General features: G+C 29.9%; 24 protein-coding genes and 1 tRNA gene. 9 read left to right on the forward strand and 16 right to left on the reverse strand.

The window, feature by feature from the left end; all coding sequences use genetic code 11:
• Position 1 precedes the first annotated feature (1 nt).
• Genes bioB through OH806_RS15900 form a run of 4 tightly spaced genes read right to left on the reverse strand, consistent with a single transcriptional unit; the run spans position 2 to position 3326 of the window.
• Complete coding sequence (bioB, locus tag OH806_RS15885) at positions 2 to 1003, reverse strand: biotin synthase BioB (RefSeq protein ID WP_264744665.1); 1002 nt, start codon at positions 1001 to 1003, stop codon at positions 2 to 4.
• Positions 1000 to 1608, reverse strand: a complete 609-nt coding sequence (bioD, locus tag OH806_RS15890; RefSeq protein WP_264744666.1) for a dethiobiotin synthase — start codon at positions 1606 to 1608, stop codon at positions 1000 to 1002. The genes bioB and bioD overlap by 4 nt, the downstream gene beginning before the upstream one ends.
• 1 nt (position 1609) lies before the next feature.
• The gene (locus OH806_RS15895) at positions 1610 to 2716 is read right to left on the reverse strand and encodes an aminotransferase class I/II-fold pyridoxal phosphate-dependent enzyme (RefSeq protein WP_264744667.1); all 1107 of its coding nucleotides are present in this window, start codon (positions 2714 to 2716) and stop codon (positions 1610 to 1612) included.
• Positions 2709 to 3326, reverse strand: a complete 618-nt coding sequence (locus OH806_RS15900) for a hypothetical protein (RefSeq protein WP_264744668.1) — start codon at positions 3324 to 3326, stop codon at positions 2709 to 2711. Before OH806_RS15900 ends, OH806_RS15895 begins: the two co-directional genes overlap by 8 nt.
• Before the next feature lie 63 nt (positions 3327 to 3389).
• Between OH806_RS15900 and pdxR the strand changes: the two genes are divergently transcribed.
• Together pdxR and OH806_RS15910 are read left to right on the forward strand one after the other, a co-directional pair.
• Positions 3390 to 4871, forward strand: coding sequence for a MocR-like pyridoxine biosynthesis transcription factor PdxR (gene pdxR / locus OH806_RS15905; protein ID WP_264744669.1), 1482 nt, complete (start codon positions 3390 to 3392; stop codon positions 4869 to 4871).
• Positions 4872 to 5102: 231 nt separating this feature from the next.
• Positions 5103 to 6164, forward strand: a complete 1062-nt coding sequence (locus tag OH806_RS15910) for a 3-oxoacyl-ACP synthase III family protein (protein ID WP_264744670.1) — start codon at positions 5103 to 5105, stop codon at positions 6162 to 6164.
• A 38-nt stretch (positions 6165 to 6202) separates the two neighbouring features.
• Here the strand turns inward: OH806_RS15910 and OH806_RS15915 are convergent, their stop codons facing one another.
• From OH806_RS15915 to OH806_RS15925, 3 genes are all read right to left on the reverse strand, one after another.
• A complete protein-coding gene (locus tag OH806_RS15915) occupies positions 6203 to 7369 on the reverse strand; it encodes a cytochrome-c peroxidase (protein WP_264744671.1) in 1167 nt (388 codons plus the stop codon).
• 465 nt (positions 7370 to 7834) lie between these two features.
• On the reverse strand, positions 7835 to 8488 hold the full coding sequence (locus OH806_RS15920) for a response regulator (protein WP_264744672.1): 654 nt from the start codon (positions 8486 to 8488) through the stop codon (positions 7835 to 7837).
• Positions 8489 to 8492: 4 nt separating this feature from the next.
• Positions 8493 to 10223 (reverse strand): sensor histidine kinase, encoded by a 1731-nt coding sequence (locus OH806_RS15925; RefSeq protein ID WP_264744673.1) that lies wholly within the window; start codon positions 10221 to 10223, stop codon positions 8493 to 8495.
• A 725-nt stretch (positions 10224 to 10948) separates the two neighbouring features.
• Here OH806_RS15925 and OH806_RS15930 point away from each other — a divergent pair.
• The 4 genes from OH806_RS15930 to OH806_RS15945 all read left to right on the forward strand — a co-directional run bounded on the left by OH806_RS15930 (position 10949) and on the right by OH806_RS15945 (position 16285).
• The gene (locus tag OH806_RS15930) at positions 10949 to 11563 is read left to right on the forward strand and encodes a response regulator transcription factor (protein WP_264744674.1); all 615 of its coding nucleotides are present in this window, start codon (positions 10949 to 10951) and stop codon (positions 11561 to 11563) included.
• Positions 11564 to 11939: 376 nt separating this feature from the next.
• Positions 11940 to 14933 (forward strand): ligand-binding sensor domain-containing protein, encoded by a 2994-nt coding sequence (locus OH806_RS15935; protein ID WP_264744675.1) that lies wholly within the window; start codon positions 11940 to 11942, stop codon positions 14931 to 14933.
• Positions 14934 to 15524: 591 nt separating this feature from the next.
• On the forward strand, positions 15525 to 15953 hold the full coding sequence (locus OH806_RS15940; protein WP_264744676.1) for a transposase: 429 nt from the start codon (positions 15525 to 15527) through the stop codon (positions 15951 to 15953).
• An 11-nt stretch (positions 15954 to 15964) separates the two neighbouring features.
• Complete coding sequence (locus OH806_RS15945) at positions 15965 to 16285, forward strand: helix-turn-helix domain-containing protein (RefSeq protein WP_264744677.1); 321 nt, start codon at positions 15965 to 15967, stop codon at positions 16283 to 16285.
• A gap of 303 nt (positions 16286 to 16588) precedes the next feature.
• On the opposite strand, the gene OH806_RS15950 is transcribed toward OH806_RS15945, so the two are convergent.
• From OH806_RS15950 to holA, 4 genes are all read right to left on the reverse strand, one after another.
• On the reverse strand, positions 16589 to 17740 hold the full coding sequence (locus tag OH806_RS15950) for a hypothetical protein (RefSeq protein ID WP_264744678.1): 1152 nt from the start codon (positions 17738 to 17740) through the stop codon (positions 16589 to 16591).
• A 1114-nt stretch (positions 17741 to 18854) separates the two neighbouring features.
• A tRNA-Ser gene (locus OH806_RS15955) sits at positions 18855 to 18939 on the reverse strand.
• A 204-nt stretch (positions 18940 to 19143) separates the two neighbouring features.
• A complete protein-coding gene (trxB, locus tag OH806_RS15960) occupies positions 19144 to 20085 on the reverse strand; it encodes a thioredoxin-disulfide reductase (RefSeq protein ID WP_264744679.1) in 942 nt (313 codons plus the stop codon).
• A 169-nt stretch (positions 20086 to 20254) separates the two neighbouring features.
• Entirely contained in the window at positions 20255 to 21292 is a 1038-nt protein-coding gene (gene holA, locus OH806_RS15965) for a DNA polymerase III subunit delta (protein ID WP_264744680.1), read from the reverse strand.
• A 9-nt stretch (positions 21293 to 21301) separates the two neighbouring features.
• On the opposite strand from holA, the gene OH806_RS15970 reads away from it, so the two are divergent.
• The 3 genes from OH806_RS15970 (at position 21302) to OH806_RS15980 (ending at position 23289) form a co-directional block, all read left to right on the forward strand.
• The gene (locus OH806_RS15970; protein ID WP_264744681.1) at positions 21302 to 21730 is read left to right on the forward strand and encodes a type I restriction enzyme HsdR N-terminal domain-containing protein; all 429 of its coding nucleotides are present in this window, start codon (positions 21302 to 21304) and stop codon (positions 21728 to 21730) included.
• Positions 21731 to 21890: 160 nt separating this feature from the next.
• A complete protein-coding gene (locus tag OH806_RS15975; protein ID WP_264744682.1) occupies positions 21891 to 22505 on the forward strand; it encodes an HAD family hydrolase in 615 nt (204 codons plus the stop codon).
• Positions 22506 to 22545: 40 nt separating this feature from the next.
• Positions 22546 to 23289 carry a dienelactone hydrolase family protein gene (locus OH806_RS15980; protein WP_264744683.1) on the forward strand — a complete coding sequence of 248 codons (744 nt, stop codon included), beginning with the start codon at positions 22546 to 22548 and terminating at the stop codon, positions 23287 to 23289.
• 75 nt (positions 23290 to 23364) lie between these two features.
• Here the strand turns inward: OH806_RS15980 and OH806_RS15985 are convergent, their stop codons facing one another.
• The 5 genes from OH806_RS15985 to OH806_RS16005 are packed head-to-tail and all read right to left on the reverse strand — an operon-like array spanning position 23365 to position 25994.
• Positions 23365 to 23727, reverse strand: a complete 363-nt coding sequence (locus tag OH806_RS15985) for a cupin domain-containing protein (RefSeq protein ID WP_264744684.1) — start codon at positions 23725 to 23727, stop codon at positions 23365 to 23367.
• Position 23728: 1 nt separating this feature from the next.
• A complete protein-coding gene (locus tag OH806_RS15990; protein WP_264744685.1) occupies positions 23729 to 24253 on the reverse strand; it encodes a GNAT family N-acetyltransferase in 525 nt (174 codons plus the stop codon).
• 3 nt (positions 24254 to 24256) lie between these two features.
• On the reverse strand, positions 24257 to 24862 hold the full coding sequence (locus OH806_RS15995) for a DUF2911 domain-containing protein (protein ID WP_264744686.1): 606 nt from the start codon (positions 24860 to 24862) through the stop codon (positions 24257 to 24259).
• Positions 24863 to 24890: 28 nt separating this feature from the next.
• Positions 24891 to 25403 (reverse strand): methylated-DNA--[protein]-cysteine S-methyltransferase, encoded by a 513-nt coding sequence (locus OH806_RS16000; RefSeq protein ID WP_264744687.1) that lies wholly within the window; start codon positions 25401 to 25403, stop codon positions 24891 to 24893.
• Between the two features lie 42 nt (positions 25404 to 25445).
• Positions 25446 to 25994 carry a DinB family protein gene (locus OH806_RS16005; RefSeq protein WP_264744688.1) on the reverse strand — a complete coding sequence of 183 codons (549 nt, stop codon included), beginning with the start codon at positions 25992 to 25994 and terminating at the stop codon, positions 25446 to 25448.
• Between the last annotated feature and the right edge of the window lie 137 nt (positions 25995 to 26131).

Here is a 26131-nt window from a genome sequence, read left to right on the forward strand (position 1 = left end):
TTTACAACTCAGAATTTACTGATTTCTTTTCTTTTTTCTTCATTGGTTTTAAACCTAATGTTTGGAGCAGTTGCATATCTTCCGAAACTCCGGGATTTGGTGTTACCAATAATGTCTCTCTTTCTCCTGTAAAAATAGAGTTTGCACCTGCCATAAAGCACCAACCTTGCTCAAATTCTGACATCTCAATTCTTCCTGCACTCAAACGAACCATTGATGAGGGCATAATGATTCTTGCGGTTGCAATCATTCTTACCATTTCCCAAGTATCAACTTTTTCATTTTTTTCCAACGGAGTACCCTCTACTCTGGCCAAAGCATTAATGGGTACAGATTCAGGGTGTTTAGGCATTGTTGCTAACGTTAAGAGCATAGAAATTCTATCTCCATTTGTTTCACCAAGACCAATAATTCCTCCCGAACAAACAGTAATTCCAGCTTTTCTTACATTATTGATTGTATTAATTCTATTATCAAATGTTCTTGTTGAAATAATTTCTTCGTAATACTGTTCTGATGTATCAAGATTATGATTATAAGCATATAAACCTGCTTCCTGAAGACGAATTGCCTGTTCTTCAGTCAACATCCCAAGAGTACAGCAAACTTCCATTCCCAACTCATTTACTCCCTTCACCATTTCAATTACTCTGTCAAAATCCCGATTATTTCTGACTTCTCTCCAAGCTGCAGCCATACAAAAACGAGATGAACCTCCTTCTTTGGCTTTTTTGGCATGTTCAATCACCTTTTCCGTTGGAAGCAAAGCCTGAACTTTAATATTTGTATGATAACGAGCTGCCTGTCCGCAATATGAACAATCTTCAGGACAACCGCCTGTCTTGATTGATAACAAAGTTGACATTTGAATTTCCTCCGGATTATGCCAAACTCTATGTACTGTAGCTGCTTTGTAAACCAACTCAAGAAGTGGAAGATTATATATTTCTTCAATTTCTTCTTTCGTCCAATCTGTTCTCAAAAAAGTTTTATCTTTTATCATCTTATCAATAATTGTTTTGTTATACTTTCTATATTTTTACTTGTCAAATTTTCTATTTCAGGAATTTTTATAACTTTAGTTTCGGACTGAATGTTTTCACAAATAATTCTTTCGGTATCAAAAGGAAAATCTCCGTTAAGAATTAGATATTCGAGTTTTATTTTTCTTTGGTTTAAAACTGCAATCGATAATAAACTATGATTAATACAACCTAAATAATTTCTTACAACCAAAGCAACCGGAATATTTAGCTTTTCAATCAAATCAATTATGAAATCATTATTATTTAAAGGAACCATTAAACCTCCTGCTCCTTCTACAATCAGATTCTTTTTAGTTTTGGGAATTTTAAATTCATTCAAATCGATTACTTTACCTTCTTCAAAAGCCGACTGATGTGGAGAAGCAGCCAATTGAAAACGATACGTCTCTGAATGACAAACTACATTCTCACCAACCCACTCTTTGATTTTCATAGAATCTGAATAATGCAAATCTCCAGATTGAACAGGTTTCCAATAATCTGCATCAAAATATTTCGTTAAAACTGCCGAACAAACAGTTTTACCTACTTCTGTTCCTATTCCCGTAACAAATAATTTCATCTTAAATAAATTCTCTAATCGTTCCACATAATTCTACAATCTCCTCTTCTGTATTGAAACTATGCAGGCAAATTCTCAATCTTTCCGCGCCTTGCTTCACAGTCGGGCTATAAACTGCATACGTTAAAAATCCATTTTCAAATAAACAATCCTGTAACGCTTTAAGTTTTTGATTATCAGAAATTAAAACAGACTTTATCGGGCTGTTTACCGAGGAAAAAGTTTTCAACTCTTGTTTGTTAAAAATTTCAATGTTTTTTTGAAGCTGTTTTGAAATTTCAGGACTTGATTTTAGGAAATCATACCCATTTTTTATACTCATCCATTGAAAATTCTGCGCAGAAGTTGTATAAATAAAAGGCGATGCAAAATTGACGAGATAAGATTTAATCAAATCATTGCAAAGTATTACTGCACCATGACTTCCCAATGCTTTTCCATACGTCACAACTGTTGCTAAAACTTTATTTTGAAATCCTAACTTATCAATTAAACCATACCCTAAAACTCCAAAAGCATGAGCTTCATCAACAATTAAATTGGCTTGATATTTTTCCGAAATTTCAACAATTTCCTGAATTGGGGCAAAATCACCTTCCATTGAATACAAGCTCTCTATTGCAATATAAACTTGCTTATTTTGTCGCTTTAAAACCTGCTCTAAACTCCCTATATCATTATGCTTAAATTTCAATTTTTTTGCATCAGACATTTTACATGCATCGTGAACTGAACGATGAATATATTCATCAACAATAACACTGTCATGTCGAGTTAAAAGAGAAGAAAACAAAGCTAAATTGGCATTATATCCCGAAGAAAAAAGCAAAGCAGAAGGATATTGATGTTCTTTGGCTATAAAATTTTCAATCGATGTAACTTTACTACTATTTCCGCTTATCAATCGAGAACCTGTACTTCCTGAAAGTAAATGTGGTTTATCAAGAACGTTTTTAAGCAACAAATTCTGTAAATCTTTATTCCTCGCAAAACCAAGATAATCATTAGAATAAAAGTCGATTCCGTCTGATTTTGGTTTTAATTCTCTACAAGTTCCTTCATTTTTTCTTTTTTCTAATGCTTTCTGAAAATGAGAAAGATTATGCATATACCAACAGTTCTTTTCCTATTCCATCAATCCATTCATTATAAAGTTCTTGTTCTATTTTTTGAATATTTTCAGCATGGATTTTCCAATCATCAGAGAAATTATCAAGCTGATGTATCATTTCTTCCAAATGCCCTTCTTCTTCTAAAATAATAGACTTCACCATGATTTTTGATGATACTTTTGTCAAAATATCCTGATAAACAGGATATAATTCATCAGCTCGAACTTCAATTGCATAGGTTACAAAAAGATAGGCTGCAAATCTTAATTTTTCCTTATTTAGATTAAATGTTCTCTGAAGATATTTACAGGCTTTAATATCAAGAGAATTAAGATATTGTTTTGTTGCAATAGGTGCTAAAAGTTCATTATTCTCGTAAGCTTTACAGTAATCAGAATTAAGTTTTAAGATTTGTTTTTTTAAATAAAAAGCATGGCGATGTTCTTCTGCAGCGTGTTTTAACTGTATTAAATCAACTTTTACAGGATGTTCGCAAGCTGAAATTTTTCTTGCCCCAGCATTTTCCATAAAAGAAAGAGTGTTGAGCCATTTTGCATGTATTTCATCATCCTGAACAATTTTACTTAAAAGTACATTAAATTCCATTCCGTTTAGTTTGCCCAAAAGTAGTATATTGCCGGATGGTTAAGTAGTACCAGTTTTGACATTATGGATAGTCCGGCTGAAATTCCTTATAAAAGTTTCATTAAAATAGATAGAAATTCTGACATTTCTATCTATATGCAAATTTCAAATCAGTTGATAAATTCAATTCAAAGAGGATACATCCCTTTCGGAACAAAACTTCCGGGAACGAGGAGTTTAAGTCAGATTTTAGAGGTTCACAGAAATACAATAGTTTCTGTGTATGAAGAATTATTTGCTCAAGGCTGGGTAGAAAGTTTGCCTAATAAAGGAACTTTCGTTATAGGAAAAGAAGAAGTCAAGCCACAAAAAATAAAAGATTTTCAGAAAAATAATCTTGAAAATTATCCTAAAAAAACAGGATTTAATTTTAAAACTTCCAATATTCTCGATAATCCTTTTGAGCATTCAAGCTGTCAATATATGTTTAATGATGGTATCCCAGACATTCGTCTTACACAAATAAATCAACATTCAAGATTTTACAATTCAACCTTAAAAAGAAAAGCCCATAAAACCGAAAGGTACAATCAGGATGGAAGTGAGTTTTTCAAGAAAAATCTGGCACAATACTTAAATTTATCAAGAGGATTGCCCATTTCTACCCATAATCTTCTCATTACCCGAAGTACGGAAATGAGCATTTATATAGCTTCCGAAATATTGCTTTCTCAGGGCGACACTGTTTTAGTAGGAGATTTAAGTTATTTTTCTGTAAATATGATTTTTCAAAAAGCGGGTGTAAATATCATTACCATCCCTATCGACAAAGAAGGAATCATAGTAGATGAAGTTAAAAAAATATGTAAAAAACAGAAAATCAGAATGCTTTATCTCACACCGCATCACCACTACCCTACAACCGTTACATTAAGTGCTCAAAGGAGGTTAGAATTGCTCAATCTTGCTAGTGAATATGGTTTTATAATTCTTGAAGATGATTACGATTATGATTTTCATTATGATAAAAGCCCGATTTTGCCTCTTGCAAGTGCAGACACAAACGGAATGGTAATTTATATTGGTTCATTCGGAAAATCTCTTGTTCCCGGATTCAGAACCGGATTTGTTGTTGCTCCTGAAAATTTAATGGCAGAAATGAGAAAATATCTCGGAATTATTGACAGACAAGGTGATGTATTGATGGAACATGTTTTAGGCGAAATGATTGCAGAAGGAGAAATAAACCGCTATCTAAAAAAATCTTTAAAAATATATCAGGAAAGAAGAGATTACTTTGCATTATTGCTTAACGACCAATTAAAAGACTTCATCGACTTTGAAAAACCCTCCGGAGGTCTTGCTTTTTGGATAAAATGGAGAACTCCTATTAATCTAATGCAATTGAGTAGAAATTGTACTCAAAAGAATCTTTTTATTCCTAAAACTTTATTGTATCAAAACAAAAAACTTACAGCTGTACGATTAGGTTTCGGAAATTTGAATTTTGAAGAAATGGAGAAATGTATCAATATTCTTTCAGAAAGTGTAAAATCGCTTATTTAACCAACTTCTTAGAAAATTAATTTAGAAATAACCTTAAAATCTGTTTAATTTATCACAAAAGTTAATTTTATTACAAAATAATTACTATTTAAATAAAATTTTTAACATTTAAAGAACTATTCAGTAAATTATAAATCTTATTCTTAAAATATTATTATTAAGTATTAATGACTATCTTTACACTATGAATTGGTTTTATTAAAAACACAAAACTGAAAATCAACAATTTAGATGACAAGTAAAATAATCGGTGTAGGAAACTATATCCCCTCTGAAACAATCACGAATTTATTTTTTGATAAACACTTATTTCTAAACGAAGATGGTGCTGCATTGAAAGATAACAATGCTTCTATTACTGAAAAATTAAAAAAAATAACGGGTATCGAAGAACGCAGATACGCAAATAACGAGCAGGTAACCTCAGATTTGGGATTAATAGCAGCTCAATCTGCGATTGAAAACGCCGGAATAGACCCGGAAACTTTGGACTACATCATTTTTGCCCATAATTTTGGTGATGTACGTTCAGGAACAATTCAATCTGATATGGTTCCAAGTCTTGCTTCAAGAGTTAAACATTTATTAAAAATTAAAAATAACTTTTGTGTTGCTTATGATTTATTATTCGGATGCCCTGGTTGGATAGAAGGCGTTATCCAAGCTAATGCTTTTATAAAATCAGGAATTGCAAAAAGATGCCTAGTGATAGGAGCTGAAACACTTTCGAGAGTGGTAGACATCCATGACAGAGACAGTATGATTTATGCAGACGGAGCCGGAGCTGTAGTTTTAGAAGCCAATGAAAATGATGATTCTGGTATAAAATCTCATCTCTCAGCATCATTTACCTTAAACGAAAAAGATTATCTATATTTTGGTAAATCATACAATAATGAAAGCTGTCCTGATATAAAGTATATAAAAATGGACGGAAGGAAAATATATGAGTTTGCTCTTACCAACGTTCCTGAAGCTATGAAAAACTGTCTTGATAACAGCGGGTATTCTATAAATGAGTTAAACAAAATTATAATTCATCAGGCCAACGAAAAAATGGATGAAGCTATTGTAAACAGGTTTTACCAATTGTACAACTCTCCTGTTCCTAAAGATATTATGCCCATGGTTATTAGCAAATTAGGAAACAGCAGTGTGGCAACCATCCCCTCTTTGCTCACAATGATTCTAAATGGAGAACTTGAACAACATAAAATTGAAAAAAATGATATTGTTTTATTTGCTTCGGTTGGCGCAGGTATGAATATTAATGCTTTCGTATATAAATTTTAATCTATAACTCAAAAATTATTAATATTTCAATTTAAAAATTATTTAGGAAGTTGAGGAGGAATAATTCTCTGATTTTTGGTCGATATAGTTCCTAAAAAGGCTTCTATCTGACTTATTTCTTCGTCTGTTAATTCTAAAAATCTTACCATACCCGATTTATTAGAATGTAAAGTTATTCCCTCATGTATTGTTTCTCGTTTACTGGCTGTTTCAGGATTTGCTTTGCTGTAAAATTCTATAACTTCTGTAAGCGTTTTGAACGAACCGTTATGCATCCAAGGTCCTGTTCTTACTACTTCTCTTAATGACGGAACTCTGAATTTTCCGACATCATCTACATTTTTAGTAATCAAATACCTTCCTAAATCCTCATCATTTGTCCCCAAGACAGAAGTTCCAACATTTTCGAATTGGTTATTGGAAAAATAACCCGAATTATGACAGTTAATACACTGTGCTTTAGTTCTGAAAAGATGTAGTCCTAATAATTCTTTATCACTAAAAGCATCACTTTTTCCATCAATAAATTGATCAAACTTAGTTGGTGAACTTTTAACTGTTCTTTCAAAAGTAGCAATTGCTTTGGCAATTTTATCTTTCGTTACTTCTTTACTTCCAAAAGATTTTTCAAACAATGCTTCGTAGCCTTTTATTTTAGCAATTTTACCAGTTGCGATATCAATATGCTCACTCATTTCAAATTTATCCTGAATAGGAACGTGAGATTGTTCTTCTAGAGAACCAACGCGACCATCCCAAAACAATGATTTAGCATAGGCTACATTTAAAATACTCATTGCATTTCTAGTACCAAGTTGTCTATCATGCCCGAACGAGAAAGTTCTGTTATCACCCCAACCTAGTTCAGGATCATGACAAGAAGCACAAGCGATTTGATTGGAGCCGGACAAACGAGGATCAAAAAAAAGAGTTTTCCCTAGCAATGCTTTTTCTTCGGAATAAGGATTATCTTCTGGGAATTGAATATCCGGTAAATGGCCAATTTCTACAAAAAAAGATTCTGCTTCAGGATCAAGTATGGGTTTAGGCCATTTGGATGAATCTCCTGATGAATAAAGTTCTCTCAATTTTGCAATAAAAGCATTTTTTTCTTTTATTTCTTTTTGAACCTTATTATTTAGACAATTATTTAAAAGTGATATCGTTAAAAATAAAATTAATACCCAGCTTATGGTATTCTTCATAGTTCTATATAGTTTAGGCAAAAATAACTAATCTAAAACAAATTACTCTTAAAAACAATTTTGTATAAATCTAATATTCTATGAGGATTTATTATACAAAAAAAGAGGCTTACTGCCTCTTTTTTTGTATAATAACCTAAAACCAAAACTTCTTTATATTAATTTGTGTTTTTTTAATAAGCTTTCAAGAAGCAGACTAAAGGTTATACGAAATTTTCATCATTTACATTTTTCTAGCAACTGTAATCTATTATTGCTATAATTTTTTTTCTTTTGCATAAAAATTAAAAAAGATAAAATCAATCCCAATTGATACGCTTTTGTTTGTGTCATTTTGTTATTGCAAAGTAACAACATAAAGGAGTTCTTTTGCAAACAAAAACAATCGATAGACATCGAGGGCAGCATAGATATTTATCGATAAAAACGCTGGTGATGAAAATTGAAGTATAACCGCGAAACACTTTATATCTTGTGATGAGTATTAATAATATCAATTAGCTCAACAAGATTTTCTATTTTCAGTTTTTCAAATATATTTTTCTTAATTGTACTTACGGTATTTTGCTTTACATCAAGATTGTTGGCAATTTCTAAATTCCCAAGTCCTTCTGCATACATTTCCGCAATCTGTAATTCTCTTTTGGTTAAACGGCTAAGAGGATTAATTAAATCCGGATTGTAAACGAGCTGCACCAATAGATTTCTAGACATTTCAGAAAAATGCTCTCCTTTATGTACAATATTATGAATGGCTTGTCTTACCTCTTCTTCTTCACTTAGTTTACTCAGAAATCCGTTAGCTCCTGCTTTGATAAATTTAAGCACATGCAAATCTTCTTCAAGACCTGAAAAAACCAAGACTTTAACATTTGGTTTTGCTTTTTTTATTAATGGAATAATATGTAAGCTGTTACCATCAGGGAAATGGGCATCAATTATGGCAATATCAACACCTTTTGACTCAATAATTTCCACAATCTGTTGTGAAGATGATGTATGATATACTTTATAATTCGGAACAACATCATCAATAATCATCTCCATCCCTTGTCTTATAATACTGTGATCATCTGCCAAAAGAAATACAATTTCCTTACTTTCAAGCTCTTGCTCCATATTGTTATTTTAAATTTAAATTAACTCTGAATATTACTTTTGTACCTTCATTCAACTTACTTGAAATAGATATATTTCCATTGAAAAGCTCAATAATTTCTTTACATAAATTTAAGCCTAAACCTGCACCAAGATTATCAATTTCACTGGATATTACACCCTGATAATAAGGTTCAAAAATCTTCTCCAGATCAGATTCTGAAATACCCATACCTGTATCTTCTACTGTAGTAACCAGAGAAATTTTGTTTTTATCTATTGGTTCTGTAACCATTTTAAGAGTAATATGTCCGTTTTCAGTATATTTATTGGCATTTCCTAAAATGTTCATATATATCTGATTAACCTTTACTTTATCAGAATCTACAATCGTATTTTCCGGTATTTCGTCAACAACTGAAAACGTATTATTTCTGGTTTCTATGTATGGTGTAATAGCCGTTACAATAGAATTAAGCTCTTCCTTCAAATCAAAAACAGTATTTACCAATTTCTTATCTGCTTCCTGATTTTTTGTATATTCTAAAATCTGGTTAGATTGTATTAGTAAAGTACTATTAGTAAACTTTATTGATTTAAGGTAATCCTTAATCTTACTATCTGTAGTAGATTTATTAATCTTATCTACAAAAATATTTATAATTTTTAACGGAGATCTTAGCTCATGACTCAGCATTCCCAAGATTCTGTTTTTAAAATTAAGGTTCTTTTTAATTTCTTTATTGGCTGCATTTAGTTTCCATTCGTAGATGAAGGCAATTCTTGTAAAATACATTATAAGAATAGATACTATGAACATTAATATCATTAACCCCAATACCAGATTTTTTCTAATTTTAGCATTAATTGAATTCTGCTCATTATATTCTTTTTCTAAATCTGATCTAAATCCTTTAATAGCACCATCGTAAACATTTATCATCTCATTACTATAGATCAAAAGTTTACCAAAATTACTGTAAAAATGTAAATTATCCTTTTGATTTTTTGCAGCAGATAAGTGAATCTTACTAATTTCTGTCGTGTAATATTTATTCATGGACTTGACCGTACTATTCATGGAATTTACCATGCTGTCCATTTTCGATTTTACATCAGCAATATCTACGGCTTTTTTGTTCTTTAAAGTGATTACCGTGCTTTCTTTTTTAACGTCAACATTCCCTGATATTGCATCTTTTAAACGTCCCATAAGACCTTTCTTTTTAATGGTATCAGAATAGGTGTGGGTTTCTATTTCAAAGTTTTCAAAATTATTTTTAAATGTTTTCAGTTCATAAGGTTTCTCCTGAACTTTCACAGGTGGGTTTTTGGAAACTTGATATGCCGAGTCAATTAAAGTTTTTAATTTTATTACTTTAATTGTGTCTTTTCTTTGGGATTTTAGATTATTCTTTAAATCTATATTTGTATTTTCATATTCATCTATTTTATCAAAATTCCCCTTCAGCTTTCCAAGGGATTCAAAATATAATTTTAGATCATTCTCATCCTGACTGGTCATATATTTTTGAAAGTAATTCTGTGCATCTATAAAATCTTTTCTGGAGGTATTGGTTAAATCTCCCAATGCTCTACTTTCTTCCAATCGATCCTTAATAAATTTTAATTTCTTTTCATTTACAAATTCATTATAGAAAAATACAGCTATAATTACCTGTATCAATAAAATACATAGTATCAAAGAATAATGAACAAGCTTTCTTAACTTAAAATTTATGAATTTATTTATCATATTTCCTCTACACGCTAAATTAATTTTCCCAATGCTAATTTTATATAAAATTAGTAATTAATCAGTAATATTACACCCCTTATTATATACCTATAAAACAATATTAGGCGAATAATTATTCTAATACAAAGTTAAATTATTTTTTGTCTATTTATGATACTAATTATCTGATAAAAAACAAAGCCTATATTTTTATATAGATATTGTACACGAAGATAAAGCGAGTGATAATAAAGTCTTAAAAATTCAAACTATATTTGTCTCAATATATACTTAATCAATTAAAATATGTAACTTCGATTATTATAAACATAATAAAGATATGTTAAAGAAATAAAAAAATTATTTATTAATAAAGAACACAGATCTATCACCAAAACCAACCTTTATTTCTGCTTTTAAGTATGAATAGAAAAGAAAAAAGCCTAAGACCATATAAAAGAGGAAGATGATCTAGGCTATAGTTGTGTTTTTAGAATCGGATATCTTTAAGCGCTTAATACTCGACAAAAATAGAAATACTAAGAATGATATTAAATTTTTCACCATAGAAAAATATAAAAAACCGTGTAGATTTTTTTCTATAAAATAGTACTACTTATTTTTTGGTCAAATGTTGGCAGAATCTTTTAAAAGGATAAGTTTTCTAAAAAGTTAGGGATAATCACAATTTTCATTTTACAAACAATAAATATATATCCATACAATTTTCATAATAAATACTAATGAGTTTAAAAATTTTAATTGCCGACGATCATTATATTGTAAGAGTGGGAACGTCGCTCCTATTACAATCAACATATCCTGATGCAGAGATAGGATTTGCCGAAAATTATGAACAAGTTAAAAAGAAAATAACCTCCGAACGATATGACCTGCTACTCTTAGATATAGATATGCCAGGAAGTTTGTACAAAAAGATGATTGGTGATCTAAAAAATCTAAAGGCCGACTTAAAAATTCTTATTTTTTCCGGCTACAAAGAAAAAATTGCCGTACAATATATCAGAGAAGGAGCCAACGGATTTATCAACAAAGAATCGTTTGAAGATGAAATCATTAATGCTATAGAAAATGTCATTCAATCAGGGTTTTATTATCCGGCCGATCTTGTACCGCTTTTGGCACAACAAACAACAGAAATAGATCCTATGAGTTTGTTATCAATCAGAGAATATGAAATCTTTGAATTATTTGCTAAAGGCAATGGCAACTTGGAAATCTGCAATATACTGAACCTTCAAATGTCTACTGTTAGTACATATAAAAAAAGAGTATTTGAAAAACTTGAAGTCAAAAACATTGCTGAACTCATAAAAATTTATGAAAGCTTACATTAAAAGAAGAACTCCTTAAATAAAATTATTAAGGAGTTTTATATTCATCTTAAAATTCCAATTTGTTAAACTTTTCATAGAGAATAGTCTAAACTAATAATTTTTTTTCTTTACAAAAACGATATAAACTTTAAATCTCTTCTCTACCTTAAGCCTTTAAAATTTTTTGAACACTAAAGTATGCTTAATTCTAGAAAAAACAAATGTAAATTATTTATTTTCAAACAAATAAACACATTAATGTTTTATATAAACATTCTCACAGAAGTAAAATAACTCCTATTTTATAGAATTAATTCTACAAAATAAAAAACATAAATTACAGTAATTTTACATTAATAAATTTTTTATGATATGAAATTTATTAGTGTAATTAATTATGAAATTCATTTTTACTATTTTATTGATTTGGTTTAGTCAAATTGCGACTGCCCAAAGATATACTTCTCAATGGTATACAATTGAGAATGGGCTTCCACAAAATAGTATCAAAGACATTATAAAAGATAAATATGGATTTCTTTGGCTATCTACAGAAAATGGTATTGTAAGATATGACGGGCAGTCTTTTACCCAATATAACGAATTTGCTTTCAATAATTTCAATTTTGATAATTTTACCGGAAGTATCTCCAAAGACAGTATTTTTATTAGGAACAATAACGAAATAGATCAAATCCTGATTACTAAAAAAACTCCAAAAGTTTTTCTTTTAAAAAAAAAGGAAAAAACCTATCATAAAATCAAAAACGGTTATTCAAAAAGGTTACTAAAAAATGCTATTAATGCAATATATTTTGATGACACTCAATACTATATTAAACTTAATTCAGAGACCTACTCTTTTTTTAATAATCATATTTTATACGACAATTTAAAGGAGAAAAAGAAAATATCTTTTAATTTTAGCATTAAAAAGCTCCAAAATATTTTCGTCAATAGAGATATTCTTTACATTACAGAGCCTTCTGAAAGAAAAATTTATAAATTCCATAAAGGAAATATTAAGGTCCTTTCTGATTCGTCCATCATTACATCACCTGATACCAGAATATATTGGCAGCAAATAACCAATCAAACTTTTATTGTGCATGACAGCAAAATTTACCTTCTCAGATTTAAAGGAGATAAATTAGAATTAAAATATTTAATTGAATATAAAGATATAACAACATTCTCTCTCAACAGTATTTATTATGATGAAAATTATAACAAATTATACTTGGGAAGCCTAAATAAAGGGTTGAATATTTTACAGTTATCTCAATTCTATGTAGCAAAAAAAAATCTGCCTTTTGCCGATGAAGTATATTACAGCTCGCTACCATTTAGTAAAAACACAATTATTACATATGACGGAACCGAATTTGACCACAACGGAATTGTAAAAAAATATGATTTTGGAAATTACAATGATAAATATTATCTGGCATATGATAATTCAAAGAATATTCTTTTAAGGAACAAAAGCTATTCAAGTATTGTAAGATTTAGTAAAAATACATCCTATAAAAAGACTGATTCTTTAAGTTTTAATCAAAGTGTCTTTTCTTTCATGGAAAGTGATGGTTTATACGCTCTTGCATTGACAGATTTAAGCAATTGTCGTTTCTACATTTTTAATAATGATCAATTTAAAGAACCCATATGTACATTTACTTTTCCGAGCTTTATAAATTCTTTTCAGCATTATAATAATGATATATACATTGTCGGAAGTACAAGTGGACTTTACTCGATATCAATCAATAATAAAAAAATTAAGAAGATTGACTCTCGTCTTAATGTAAGAAGTATCATCCAGACAAAAGATAAAAATATATGGGTTACCACAAAAACAGGATTCTACTTATTAAGAAATGAAAAACTAATCAAAATGCCGAATGATAAAGATGATTATTTGAATTCGGCACATTATATTCTTGAAGATTCATTTGGATATTTTTGGATATCTTCCAACAACGGCTTATTCAAAGTACAGAAAAAACAGCTTTTGAAATTCGCCAATGACGGAAAATCGGATGTAAATTATTACCGCTTCGTAAAAAACGATGGCTTTTCGACCAATGAATTCAATGGAAGTTCAATTCCCAATGCATTTATACTTGATAACGGAGAATTTGTTTTCCCTTCTATGGATGGGTTTGTCTTTTTTAAACCTAATGAAATAAAAACATTCTATCCAGACAAGAATAACATTTTTATCGAAAGAGTGAGAATAAACAATGGAAAAATCATAAATTTTAAAAATTCTCTGGTTTTGAAAAATAATTACAGAAAAGTAGAGATTTTTATTGACATTCCTTACTATGTAAATTCTGACAATCTTTCTATAGAAGCCAAAATAGATGAATTGAACGATACATGGGAGCCTATTCCTGTTGCTGATGAAAGAAAATACACAATTAATCGCCTTGATCCTGGTGAATATACCCTTAATTTACGCATTTTGGTATCTCCCAACGGAGATTATGTATATAAACAGACAAAATTCACTATCAAACCTTTATATTTTCAGGCAATGGCTTTTAGAGTTCTTTCTATTGTTGCCCTGCTTCTTTTGATTCTTGCAATTATACAGTTGAGAACAAATTTTTTGAGAATAAAAAACAAAAACCTCCAAGAAATAATTGATAATAAAAGTATTGAACTTCAGGAAACCTTTCAGGATCTTGAAAACATGAAAAAGAAACTTGCATTGGAAATTGATTATCAAGAAAAGCTAATCTATTCTATTAATCATGATATCACAACACCCATTAAATTTATTACTTATTTATCACAAAAAGCCACAGAAATAACAGATCCCGAACTTCAAAAAAAATACTATATCGGCATTTACCGTTCTGCTGAAGAATTATACAAATTCACCTCTTCCATAAAAGAATATATTCAGCTATATAGAGAAAATAATACATATGGAAAGGATTTAATAAATGTATATGACATTATAGAATCAAAAAAAATGCTTTTCAATGAAATAGCAAAGCAAAATGAAACGGTTATCTTCAATAATGTTGATCAAAAACTTACTTCCAAAATAAACGAAATAATTTTAGGAACCATTATTCATAATCTATTAGATAATGCTGTAAAACATACTGTAAACGGAAAAATTACAATCAATAATAATTTTTCCTCCAGAGTTACCTCCATACAAATAATAGATACGGGAGTCGGAATGTCAGAAGAACAAATCGATTTCTATAATAATCTTATCAATGATTCTGAATATAGTAGTTTCACGTTGAAAAAATTTGGAGTTGGTATTTATCTTGTTGTCTATTTAATTCAAAAAACAGATAACAATATTTATTTTTCAAAAAACTTTCCTTCAGGAACAATTGTTACAGTAGATTTGAGAAATTACTAGAAAAAATTACGTTTCTCATCATTATTTCGAAATAAAAATCACTTTCGATTTCATATTAATAAATAGTACTATAAAACCGATAAATAACTTACCGGTTTTATAGTATTATTTCTACAAAAGGTTAAAAATAATACTACAAACCTTCTAAATAAATGAAAAAAAAAGCCAATAATTTTACATAATAAAAATAGTAGGAAAATATTCTAATTCTTTTTAGAAAGTAAAATCCAGTCTATCCTTCACAAAAAGAAAAACAACTAAAACAAGATATAATGAAAAAGAAAGTACTTTTGATAGCCAAAATCATATACCTTCCCAATTATTTTTCACACAATATAGAATAAATTACAAACACCATTTACATCATTATATTTTCGGTAGGTGGCAATAATTGTTTAAAGTTATGATGAGAAATCTAGATAGGTTATAGATGTATTGTCCCCCTACCTTTTTTGAAAATGTGTAATAATCTTTTTTTTTATCTAAAAACAGAAGGTAATTGTTGAAAATTTATCTGATGAAAACAGGTTTCTACTATTGATACAAAAAACTACTAACAAATTCGGTCATACCCACAATTTAATTAAAAAAATGGACAATTTTAAAGAAATAAATATCGGAAGTCTTATCCAAAAGCGCGTTGATGAACTTGATATTGATATCATCCGTATATGTAATTTCATGAAATGCAATGAAGAAGAAATAGAAAAAATGTATCTAGCAAAAACGATTGACGGTGATACATTATTAAAATGGAGTAAACTCCTTGAATATGATTTTTTCAGAATTTATAGCCAGCACATCATCTTATATGCACCCCAAAAAGGACATAACAATCGGGCAATTGATGCTCATTCTACGCTCCCAAAATTCAGAAAAAATATATATACAAAAGAAATTATAGAATTTCTGTTAGATAAAATCAAGAAAAAGGAAAAAACCAAATTAGAAATCATAGAAGAATACGGAATTCCCAAAACAACACTTTATAAGTGGATAAACAAATATTCTTCTAATTAATCACCAATATCATGAATAAATCAAAACCAAATTACAAGCGAATTTACAGTGAAATTCTTCAGGAAAAGCACCCTGAAAAAATCGAAAAATGTGAAAGAATTCTGAATAAAGCAGAGCTTACAAGTATAGATGTAATAAGATTAAACAAAATAATCTTCAACATCCAGGAAGACACAAAAGTGAACCGTAGACATTCTTTTTATGATAAAAATGCAGTATTTGAAATTTTAAAATATCAAAAAAAGAACCAGTGCACCAATACTGCTCTCTCAAAACACTTTCATCTGAGTAGAAATACAATTACCAAATGGAAAAGATTGTTTTCGATATGAGGATTTAGACAACATTAAAAAAATCAATTTGTATTATTTCCAGGGTAATTTTTATCAAATCAAACAAATTCTAATCGAAAGGAAAATTAAGAAATTGAGGCTTAGATTATATAATCCAAGCCTCTTTTAAATAGTGATAAATCGATTTGAGATCTTATATAATAATTATAAAAATTTTCCTTTGATATTCAATCATTTATCTGTATTAAAATTTGTTCTGCTATTTAACTTTATAAATACAATTTAGATTATTAACCCAACAGATTTTTTGAAACCTGTTGGGTTTGGATCTCATGTTTTTTTTTATAAATTTTTGATTTTCAGAGTATTTATTTCATTTTGTAATTTTTCTGTTACTTTGAGTAATGCATCAATTTTTGATTTTTGCTCATCAATCTCTTTCTGCTGCTCAATAGTATGCAGATAAAGTTCTTCTATTTTTTCTAATGATTGTACAGACAGATCAGTAAGGTTATAAGAATATCCATTCTCTGTTTTTTCTAATGCTGTAACAGGAGTTACACCTGGCAAGTGCTTATTTTCCAAAATAAACTTTTCAGTATCGTAAATTGATTTAAATTTATAATTTGGCTTTAACGTCGATACTCCTTCTAAATAATCTTCAAAAACATAATCCGGATAAGTAGTTGTTGCTGTAACAATACTTCCACTTACTTTTAATTTTTCTGTTCCGCTTAAAGTTTGCGGAACACTATAGCCAATACTTAAAGTGTTATTGATGTTGAATCTGCCATCTCCAGCTATTTGAGCTCTTAAAACAGCATTAGCCCCACCACCAGGACTGGTGCTAAAAATAATTGGTGCTGAAACTGTAGTCTGGTTTGTAGAAAAACTCAAGCCGGTCGCATCATTATCAGCAATAATTTGTGCTTGACTTTCAGGATATACCTGAAGATGCATACGAGAACTCACCCCATTAGCATTATTATCAGCTGCAGTAAAAACCATGTTTGCATACGACGAAAGACCTGTTTGGTAAAGTGTCCCAGCTGTCCCGATTTCTGTCTTCTGTGACGCTCCTTGAAAAGTTAATCTATTTCCTCCCAGTGTTACAGTACGATTGCCTGTAAGCGTTCCATCAGCATTATAAATATTAGCAGCTACTCCCTGAGAAATTTTTTGCCAAACAGAACCATCAAAATAGAAGTAGCCAACCGAAGTCACATTCACTGTTTTTGTTGTTGTACTACCCGAAGCTAAAGCTTCAGTTACATAAACGATTGTACCTGTCTGTGCTGCCAAATACAAAGCATCTTTAGCTTTCAATTCAGAACCCTTTAGCCTCGGAGCAATAAAACCATCTACTTTTGTTGCATCTGTGGGAAAAGATACAACATCTAAAGTAGCTTTTGGAGTTGGAGTATTTATACCTACCTGGGAGAACACAATACCGGAACTAAATATAGCTCCTAATAAAATAATCTTTTTTTTCATTTGTTAAGTTATTTATACTCTGTAAGAAATCTTAAATGATTTCTCTATATAATTAGAAATAGATTTTTATTTATAAATATCCTTATTTAATTGATTATAAATGAATATCATAAGTCTTTGGAAAAACAATGTGATATCAATGTTACATCAGTTAAAAGTGAATTAATATTAAAAAGTGAAAGACCTGATAAAATAAATCCGAAAAGAAATTATCATTCTTTTACAGAATTCCTCTATAAATTTTTGAAAATAGTAAATGAAGTTGTTTCATGTGAATGATTATTTAACAAACATCTATTTTGAATGAGATTCGTAATACTCTCTTAAAATGCATTTTGTTAATATTAAACTAAAATAAATTCTGTTGAGAAAACATTGTTTTTTACTTCTTTTATTCCTTTATACTTTGACTTCACTATCTCTTTCTTTATCATTTATAAAACTTTTATACAGATTATTCAAATGCTAATATAAAGCCGAGAATCAATAGATAAAAATCCTAAATTTTATTAAATTTAAAAATTGATAAAAACTATTTCCCTTTTTTAAAACCATACTAATATTTGAGAATGCAAAGCGACGAATTTTTCTAAAAAAAACAAAAAAAACACCTACTTAATATCTACACTTCATGATTCACAAATGTATCACAATGATTTACAAAGCATAGTAGCTCTATTGTTTTAAAGATATATTTTACAATTTCTATATTCCTAAAACTAAATAAATATATGAGCTTGTGCTTCTCTGTTTCAACTTATCGTTTTATTTACTTTCAATAGAACATTCAATGCATACATTAAAGACTTTGCATATATCGTATTTAATATTTTACACTATCATAAGCTAAACAAAAAAAGGGAGAATAATAATGAAGACAAATAATAATTTGATTTTTTTTAACGTAATATAAGCAGATGATTTTTTTTGAAATAATTGATATAGTCTACAGTATCATTGCAAATAATTTAAGAAAAAATATAGCATTTATACAGTGTTATAAATATCCTAAAAGAATAATTATTTTTTCAAAAATTATGTAGTATTATCAAAAAAAAAGTCTTTAAATACTAGATTTAAAGACTTTCTATATTATTTGGTTACTCTAACCTTGCGGAGAGTGAGGGATTCGAACCCCCGGACCTGTTACAGTCAACAGTTTTCAAGACTGCCGCAATCGACCACTCTGCCAACTCTCCATAAACTTCGATGTTATCGTCGTTTTCAGTGGTGCAAATATAGAACCTTTTTCATTTTCCACAAAATATTTTTAAACATTTTTTAACTAAAATTAATAATTAACTAAAAATCAAGCCAATTATTTTCATTGTTATCTATAAATTTACTGCATAAAAAAACACACCCTTATTGGATGTGTTTATATATTTACTATAAAGTTAATATTAATGTAATTCGGCTAAATATTTTTCTGCATCCATTGCTGCCATACATCCGCTTCCTGCTGCAGTAATAGCCTGTCTGTAGATATGATCCTGAACATCTCCTGCTGCAAAAACCCCTGGAAGATTTGTTCTCGAAGAACCTTTTTCTGTTACGATATATCCGTTTTCATCCAAATCAATTTGACCAACGAAAATATCTGTATTTGGTTTGTGACCAATTGCAATAAAAATCCCGTGAACATCAATTGTAGATTTTTCCTGAGTCTGATTATTGATAACAACAGCTATTTCTACCAAATTGTTTTCTCCTTCAATGCCTATCAATTCATGATGAAATTTCACCTCAATATTAGGAGTATTCTCAACTCTATGAACCATTGCTTTTGAAGCTCTGAACTCTCCTTTTCTTACCAACATTGTAACTTTATTGCATAATTTTGAAAGGTAAGTTGCCTCTTCTGCTGCTGTATCCCCTGCTCCTACAACCACAACATCTTTGCCTCTGTAGAAAAATCCGTCGCAAGTAGCACATGCAGAAACACCACCTCCGTTATATTTTTTTTCGTCATCAAGACCTAAATATTTTGCGGTGGCACCTGTAGAAATTATTACCGATTTGGCAAAAATTTCTTTGTTTCCCGCATATAATTTATGAATACCTCCTACTTCTTTAGAAAATTCAACTTTAGTGATCATTTCATAATGCACTTTTGTATCGAATCTTTCAGCTTGTTTCTGCAAATCCATCATCATTTCCGGACCTGTAATTCCTGTAGGATATCCCGGGAAATTATCAACTTCAGTAGTGGTAGTCAATTGTCCGCCCGGCTCCAAACCTGTATACAATTCTGGTTTTAAATCTGCTCTTGCTGCATAAATAGCTGCTGTAAAGCCAGAAGGTCCCGATCCAATGATTACACAATCTAAAATGTTTTGCTCCATATTTTGCTTTTCTAAAGATTATAAAATTAACGACCGCTAATTTCGTGATTTTTACTATTTATTTAAATTTATTTTAATGATACTTGTCAATACTAAATATAGGTGAAAGTTATAAATTAGAAATTAAGAATTGAAAAACTGCAATAATCATTAATAACTTATAACTAAATTACACCTTCATTTTAATCTTATCAACATTGATAATCTTATAAACCAATTCTTTAATCAACTCTGCCTCACTCATATTTACAGCTCCTAATCCCTTACCTTTCATATCAAACTCTCTTAAAATCGAGATAACTCTTGTTGCGTGTTTTAGAGGATAAAGCCTTGCTGATTCCGCATAATCTTTAATAAAATAAGGATTAATACCCATCTGAGAAGCAATAACCTGAGGAGATTGGCCAATCATTGTATTATAAATAATGACATTGGAAAAATAATTGTACAAACTCGCCAACATCATCACAAAAGGATTATTTTTAGGATTTTTACCCATAAAATGGGCTATTTTAAATGCTGCATTTGCATTTTTAGTACCTAAAGCTTTCTGTAATTCAAAAACATTGTATTCTTTGCTGATTCCGATATGGTTTTCTACAATCGTTCCGTCTAAAACCTCTCCTTCTTTCAGAATAATTTTTAGCTTATTTAGCTCATTCGCAATTCTTGAAAGATCATTTCCAAGATATTCTGCCAACAAATGCGAGATATTTGGTGCGGTTTTTATTCCTAAAGAAATACACTCATCAGAAATCCATTTTGGAAGATTATTTTCTTTAATGGATTCACTCAAAAATAATGAACCTATTTTGTCTAAAGATTTAGTAACCTTTTTTCTACTGTCTAATTTCTTATGTTTATGGGCAAAAACCAAAACCGTCGACGAAACTGGATTTTCAACATAACCTTCAAGAGCTTTTGTTTCAGGTTCATTCAATTTTAAATCCTGAGCTTCTTTTACAATAATTACCTGCTTATCACCCATCATCGGAAATTGTCTCGCCAAAGACAAAACTTCCTGATAAGTAGTATCTTTTCCGTAGACAACAGTTTGGTTGAATGCTTTTTCATCTTCATTCAAAAAGTCGTGTTCAAGAGCTTTTACAGCAAGATCAATAAAGTAGGGTTCTTCTCCGTGGAAAAAATAAATAGGTAAAACTTCTTTATTTTTAATATTTTTGAGGATTAAATCTAATTCTTTCATCTTATATTAATGGAACTTCCAAAACTGAATTTTCAGGAAACTTTTGATTTTAAATTCAAGAAAGACAAAGATAAGTTTTTTATTTATGACTTGGTTCGTAAAACTTACCTTTTGCTCACTCCTGAAGAATGGGTGCGTCAGCACTGGATTCATTATTATCTTACCGTGAAATCCTACTCTACATCTGCTTTAATTACAGAAAAAAAGATAGTTTTAAATGGTTTAACAAAAAGAATAGACCTGTTGGTTACAGAAAAAACAGAACCTAAAATTTTGATTGAATGCAAAGCTCCGCACATTAAACTTACTGAAAAAACTTTTGAACAAACAGCAAGATACAACTCAATCATAGGAGCTAAAGAAATCATTTTGACAAATGGTTTACAACACATTAATGCATATTTCGAGGATGGTCAATATCAATTCTACAAGCAATAATTCTTCCTTTTCTATCTAAAAAAAATCCGAATTTCTTTATATGAACTTTATATTTTCAGAATATTAAAGTTTTAATAATTTGTGTCAATTTAGATTTTCAAATGAAAAACTTGTATGAATTTTGCTGTTTAAATCGCTCAATAAAATTATAAATTTCAATATGAAAATTAAAAATATCATTTTCGATTTTGGAGGAGTTTTAATGGATTGGAATCCTAGATATTTTTTCAAAGATTATTTCAATGACGATGAAAAAATGGAATATTTCTTAACTCACATCGCTACACAAGAATGGAATGAAGAACAAGACAGAAGAAGAAGCCTTGCAGAAGGCACAGCAATACAAGTTGAGAAATTTCCTGAATGGGAAAAAGAAATCAGAGCTTATTATGACAATTGGACAACCATGTTGAGAAGCGATATTCCTCAAAATGTAGAAGTATTGCAAAAGCTAGGAAAAACAGATTATCAACTATTTGGACTTACCAATTGGTCGGCAGAAACTTTTCCGTACGCATTAGAAAATTATGATTTTTTCCAATTATTCGATGGGAAAATTGTGGTTTCAGGAGCTGAAAAACTAATCAAACCAGATCCTAAAATTTGGTATGTTCTTTTAGATAGATATAACATTCAGGCTAACGAATCTATTTTCATTGATGATAATTTCAAGAATATCGAAGTAGCTAATTCTTTAGGATTTAAAACAATACACATCAAACCTGACACAAATTTAGAACAAGAATTAAGAGATCTGGGAATAAAATTTAACTAATAATTTTTATTCCTATTTTTATATCTAAATAATTTACCATATGATACGTTCAATTTTATTTTCAGCATTTTTACTGGCTTCAGGAAGTATTTTCAGCCAAAATCTTAAAACTGTTTCTTATCAAGACGGAACGCAAAAATTGAATGGTCTTATTACCTCCAATTCAGGAAAAAAGCTTCCTGGAGTTTTAATTCTTCCAGCCTGGAAAGGAATTGATGAAGAAGCTAAAACAGCAGCTAAAGAGCTTGAAAAGGAAGGTTATATTGCTTTTATTGCAGATATTTATGGTGAAGGAAATATCCCTACGGATAATGCTTCAGCAAGTAAATCGGCAGGATTTTACAAGCAAAATTATGAAGCTTATCAAAAAAGAATTTCTTTAGCTTTAGAACAATTGAAAAAAAACGGTGCTGTTTCTAATAAAATAGCAGTTATTGGGTATTGTTTCGGAGGAACCGGAGCATTAGAAACAGCCAGAGGAAATTTACCCATTGCAGGTGTTGTTTCTATTCATGGAAGTTTAGCAAAAGACCCAACAAGAAAAAACGAAACTCTAACAACCAAAATATTGGTTGAACATCCTGCGGATGACCAAAGTGTCTCTAAAGAAGATTATGATAATCTTGTAAAAGAAATGAATGAAGGCAAAGCAGACTGGCAAATTATCACTTATGCCAATTCAAAATATACCTTTACTAATCCCCAATCTCCTGATTATAATGAAGTAATGGCAAAAAGAGCATGGAATCACACATTGATGTTCCTGAAAGAAATAATTAAATAATGCAACAATTTATCAGTATACCAATGTAACAATCTTTTTTATCTTAATTATTACATTGGTATATTACATATCAACCTATCCTTCTTCCCTGTTCACTAAATCCATCGAAAATGCAGGAAGACAAATTGCAACATATTCACAATTTTCAGAAAAAGGATTACTATAACGTACTCTTGCTCCTTTTTCAACCAGGATACTTTGTCCTTTTTCCAGAACAACTATTTCTCCGTCTATTTCAAATTGCTTTTTTCCTGAAATAATAATGGTAAACTCATCAAACTGAGGTGTTTGGTGAGGCTCACTCCAATTAGGCGGAGCAACCATATGAGCGATTGAAATATTAGAGTTTTGAGTTGAATTTCCCCAATGTTCTTCAATTAACTTTCCGTCTGTTGTAGGAACTACAAAAGGTGATTTTTGGATTTTATATTTTTTCATATTAATGATTCTCTTTTTTGATTTGGTAAACAAAATTTGTTCGCGTTGGCTCATTGTAATAAGCAACTTCTTCTTCGGCAATTTTTTCTCCACCAATTCTCTCTAATGCGATTTGAGAACGTAGATTATCTTTCCCAATATGAAAGTGAACTGTATCAACAAATTGGAAAATATAGTCAAGCATTAATTTTTTAATTTGTGGGTTAATTCCTTTTCCCCAAGATTGGGTTCCGTAGAAGGTATAACCGATGAAAATACTGTTTTTCTCTTCATCAAAATTATAAAAACGGGTACTTCCCAAAACATTTCCGGTTGCTTTTTCAATAATTTTAAAAGCACCTTGGCTTTCCATTGCTCCTCTGAAAAAACCTTCAAAAACTTCTCGTTGATAACGGTCTGGGTTAGGATGTTGTTCCCAAACTTTTGGGTTAGAGGCTACTTCATACAAAGACTCAAAATCCCCTTGCTGTAAGGGGATTAATTGATATTCCTGATTTTCTAAGATAGGTTGAATAGAAAAATTCATTTCTTAACTTTTTGCTTTTGCAGCGTCAGACTCTATTTTTTTAATTTCTTTCAATTTATCTGAAATTTTGATAACAGCATCTATTTTTGATGGTTTCAAAGGAACTTCAGCCTGAGCATAATCCCATTTCAATACAAGATTTGCATTATTTTCATCAGTTGGGTTTAATGTAATTTCAAACCACTCTTGTTTATCCGTTAATGTATTTACAGGTACAGTAACATCCACAACATCCTGTTTTGGGTCATAAGTATAAGCACCCCACTGTTGGAAATCTTTATTTAGAATAACTTTCCATTCTTTCTCTGTTGGAACAATAAAAAGTCCGTAAGTTCCTGCAGGAACTACTTTTCCACCGAAGTTAACAGATTGTCCGAATGTAATTTTTGTAGATGAATTTGCTCCCGCTCTCCAAACTTGTCCGTAAGGAACCAATTCACCAAAAATTTTGCGTCCTTTCACTCCCGGTCTTCCATAGTCAATTTTAATTTTTGACATTGAAAATTGTTGTTCAACAATCTGACGAGGACTTGCCGCTGGTACAGAATAATCTTGTGCTAAACCTAAAGCCGAAGCTGATATACAAACTGCAATTAAAAACTTTTTCACTTTTAAATTTTTGTTTAAAATTACAAAATCAAAATAAAATAGCCTTCTCCAATTCCAATAATTTTTGTTTTCTCCAGATTCCTCCTGCATATCCTATCAATTCTCCATTTGAACCGATAACTCTATGACACGGAATTAAAATTGCAATTTTATTGATGCCGTTTGCTGTTCCTACTGCGCGAATTGCTTTTGGGTTTCCTAGAATTTCAGATTGTTGTTTATAGGTTCTTGTTTCACCTAACGGAATTTCTCTTAAGAGTTGCCAAACTTTCTTCTGAAAATCAGTTCCGGTAATAAATAAAGGTGTTTGGAATGTATTTCTTTTACCTTCAAAATATTCTGCCAATTCGATTTCCAATTGCTTGAAATGAGGATGATTTCCTTCTACAATTTCAGCATTTAAAGTTGTGGATAAAGATTGTAGCTGTTTTACAATATTTTTTCTGTCTGTAAACTCCAATAAGCAAATTCCTTCATCGACAGAACAGGCAAACATTTCTCCGAGAGGAGTTGCTATGGTTTTACGATATATAATTTCCATTCCAATAAAATTAAATAAAAATTATATGCCCTACTCTAAAATTCAAATATTAGTCAAAACTTTTTTTGCCTGTTCAACATGTCTTAAATTATGATAAATTACAAATCTGAAAGTATCACCCAATTTTAATTTTATTAATTTGGTAATACTGATACTCGTTTTGATTTTATTTAAATCAACATTTTTTGCTTTTTCCAGTAACTCTAAAAGTTCTTTTTGCTGTGTGACAAACTCTTCTACTACCCTTTTATCTAATTTACTGTGAATTGGGTTCATATTTTTAAGCGTTTTCATTTTATTCAGTTTTTCTTTAGGAAGCATACTGTTTGCAAAATAATTTCCTAATAATCCCGGATTGAAAATCAATGATGAAGACGGATTGGCGGCAGCAATTCTATTATTGATTTCCGGAATGTAAAAATCACCGTACCTATTAAGGTGTTCAAGACATTCTAGTACACTCCAACTATCGTTTGTGCGTCTTGAATTTAATTCATTTTCAGACGTTTGCAACAGTTTTTCTGCAAACTGAATATTTTTTAAAGTTATATCCTTTAGATCAAAAATCAATTGAGGGGAAGAAATTTTCATTATTATTTTTTTTGCAAATTTCCTGATAGATTTTCTCTAAAATATTGATTGAAGTCAAGATTTTTAATTTAAATGAAGTTTCAAAAAATGTTATTTCAAAATAGTAAAAATGGAGTTACATAAATATTTTAACTAAA

The organism is Chryseobacterium oryctis (assembly GCF_025971925.1).
GTDB lineage: Bacteria > Bacteroidota > Bacteroidia > Flavobacteriales > Weeksellaceae > Chryseobacterium > Chryseobacterium oryctis.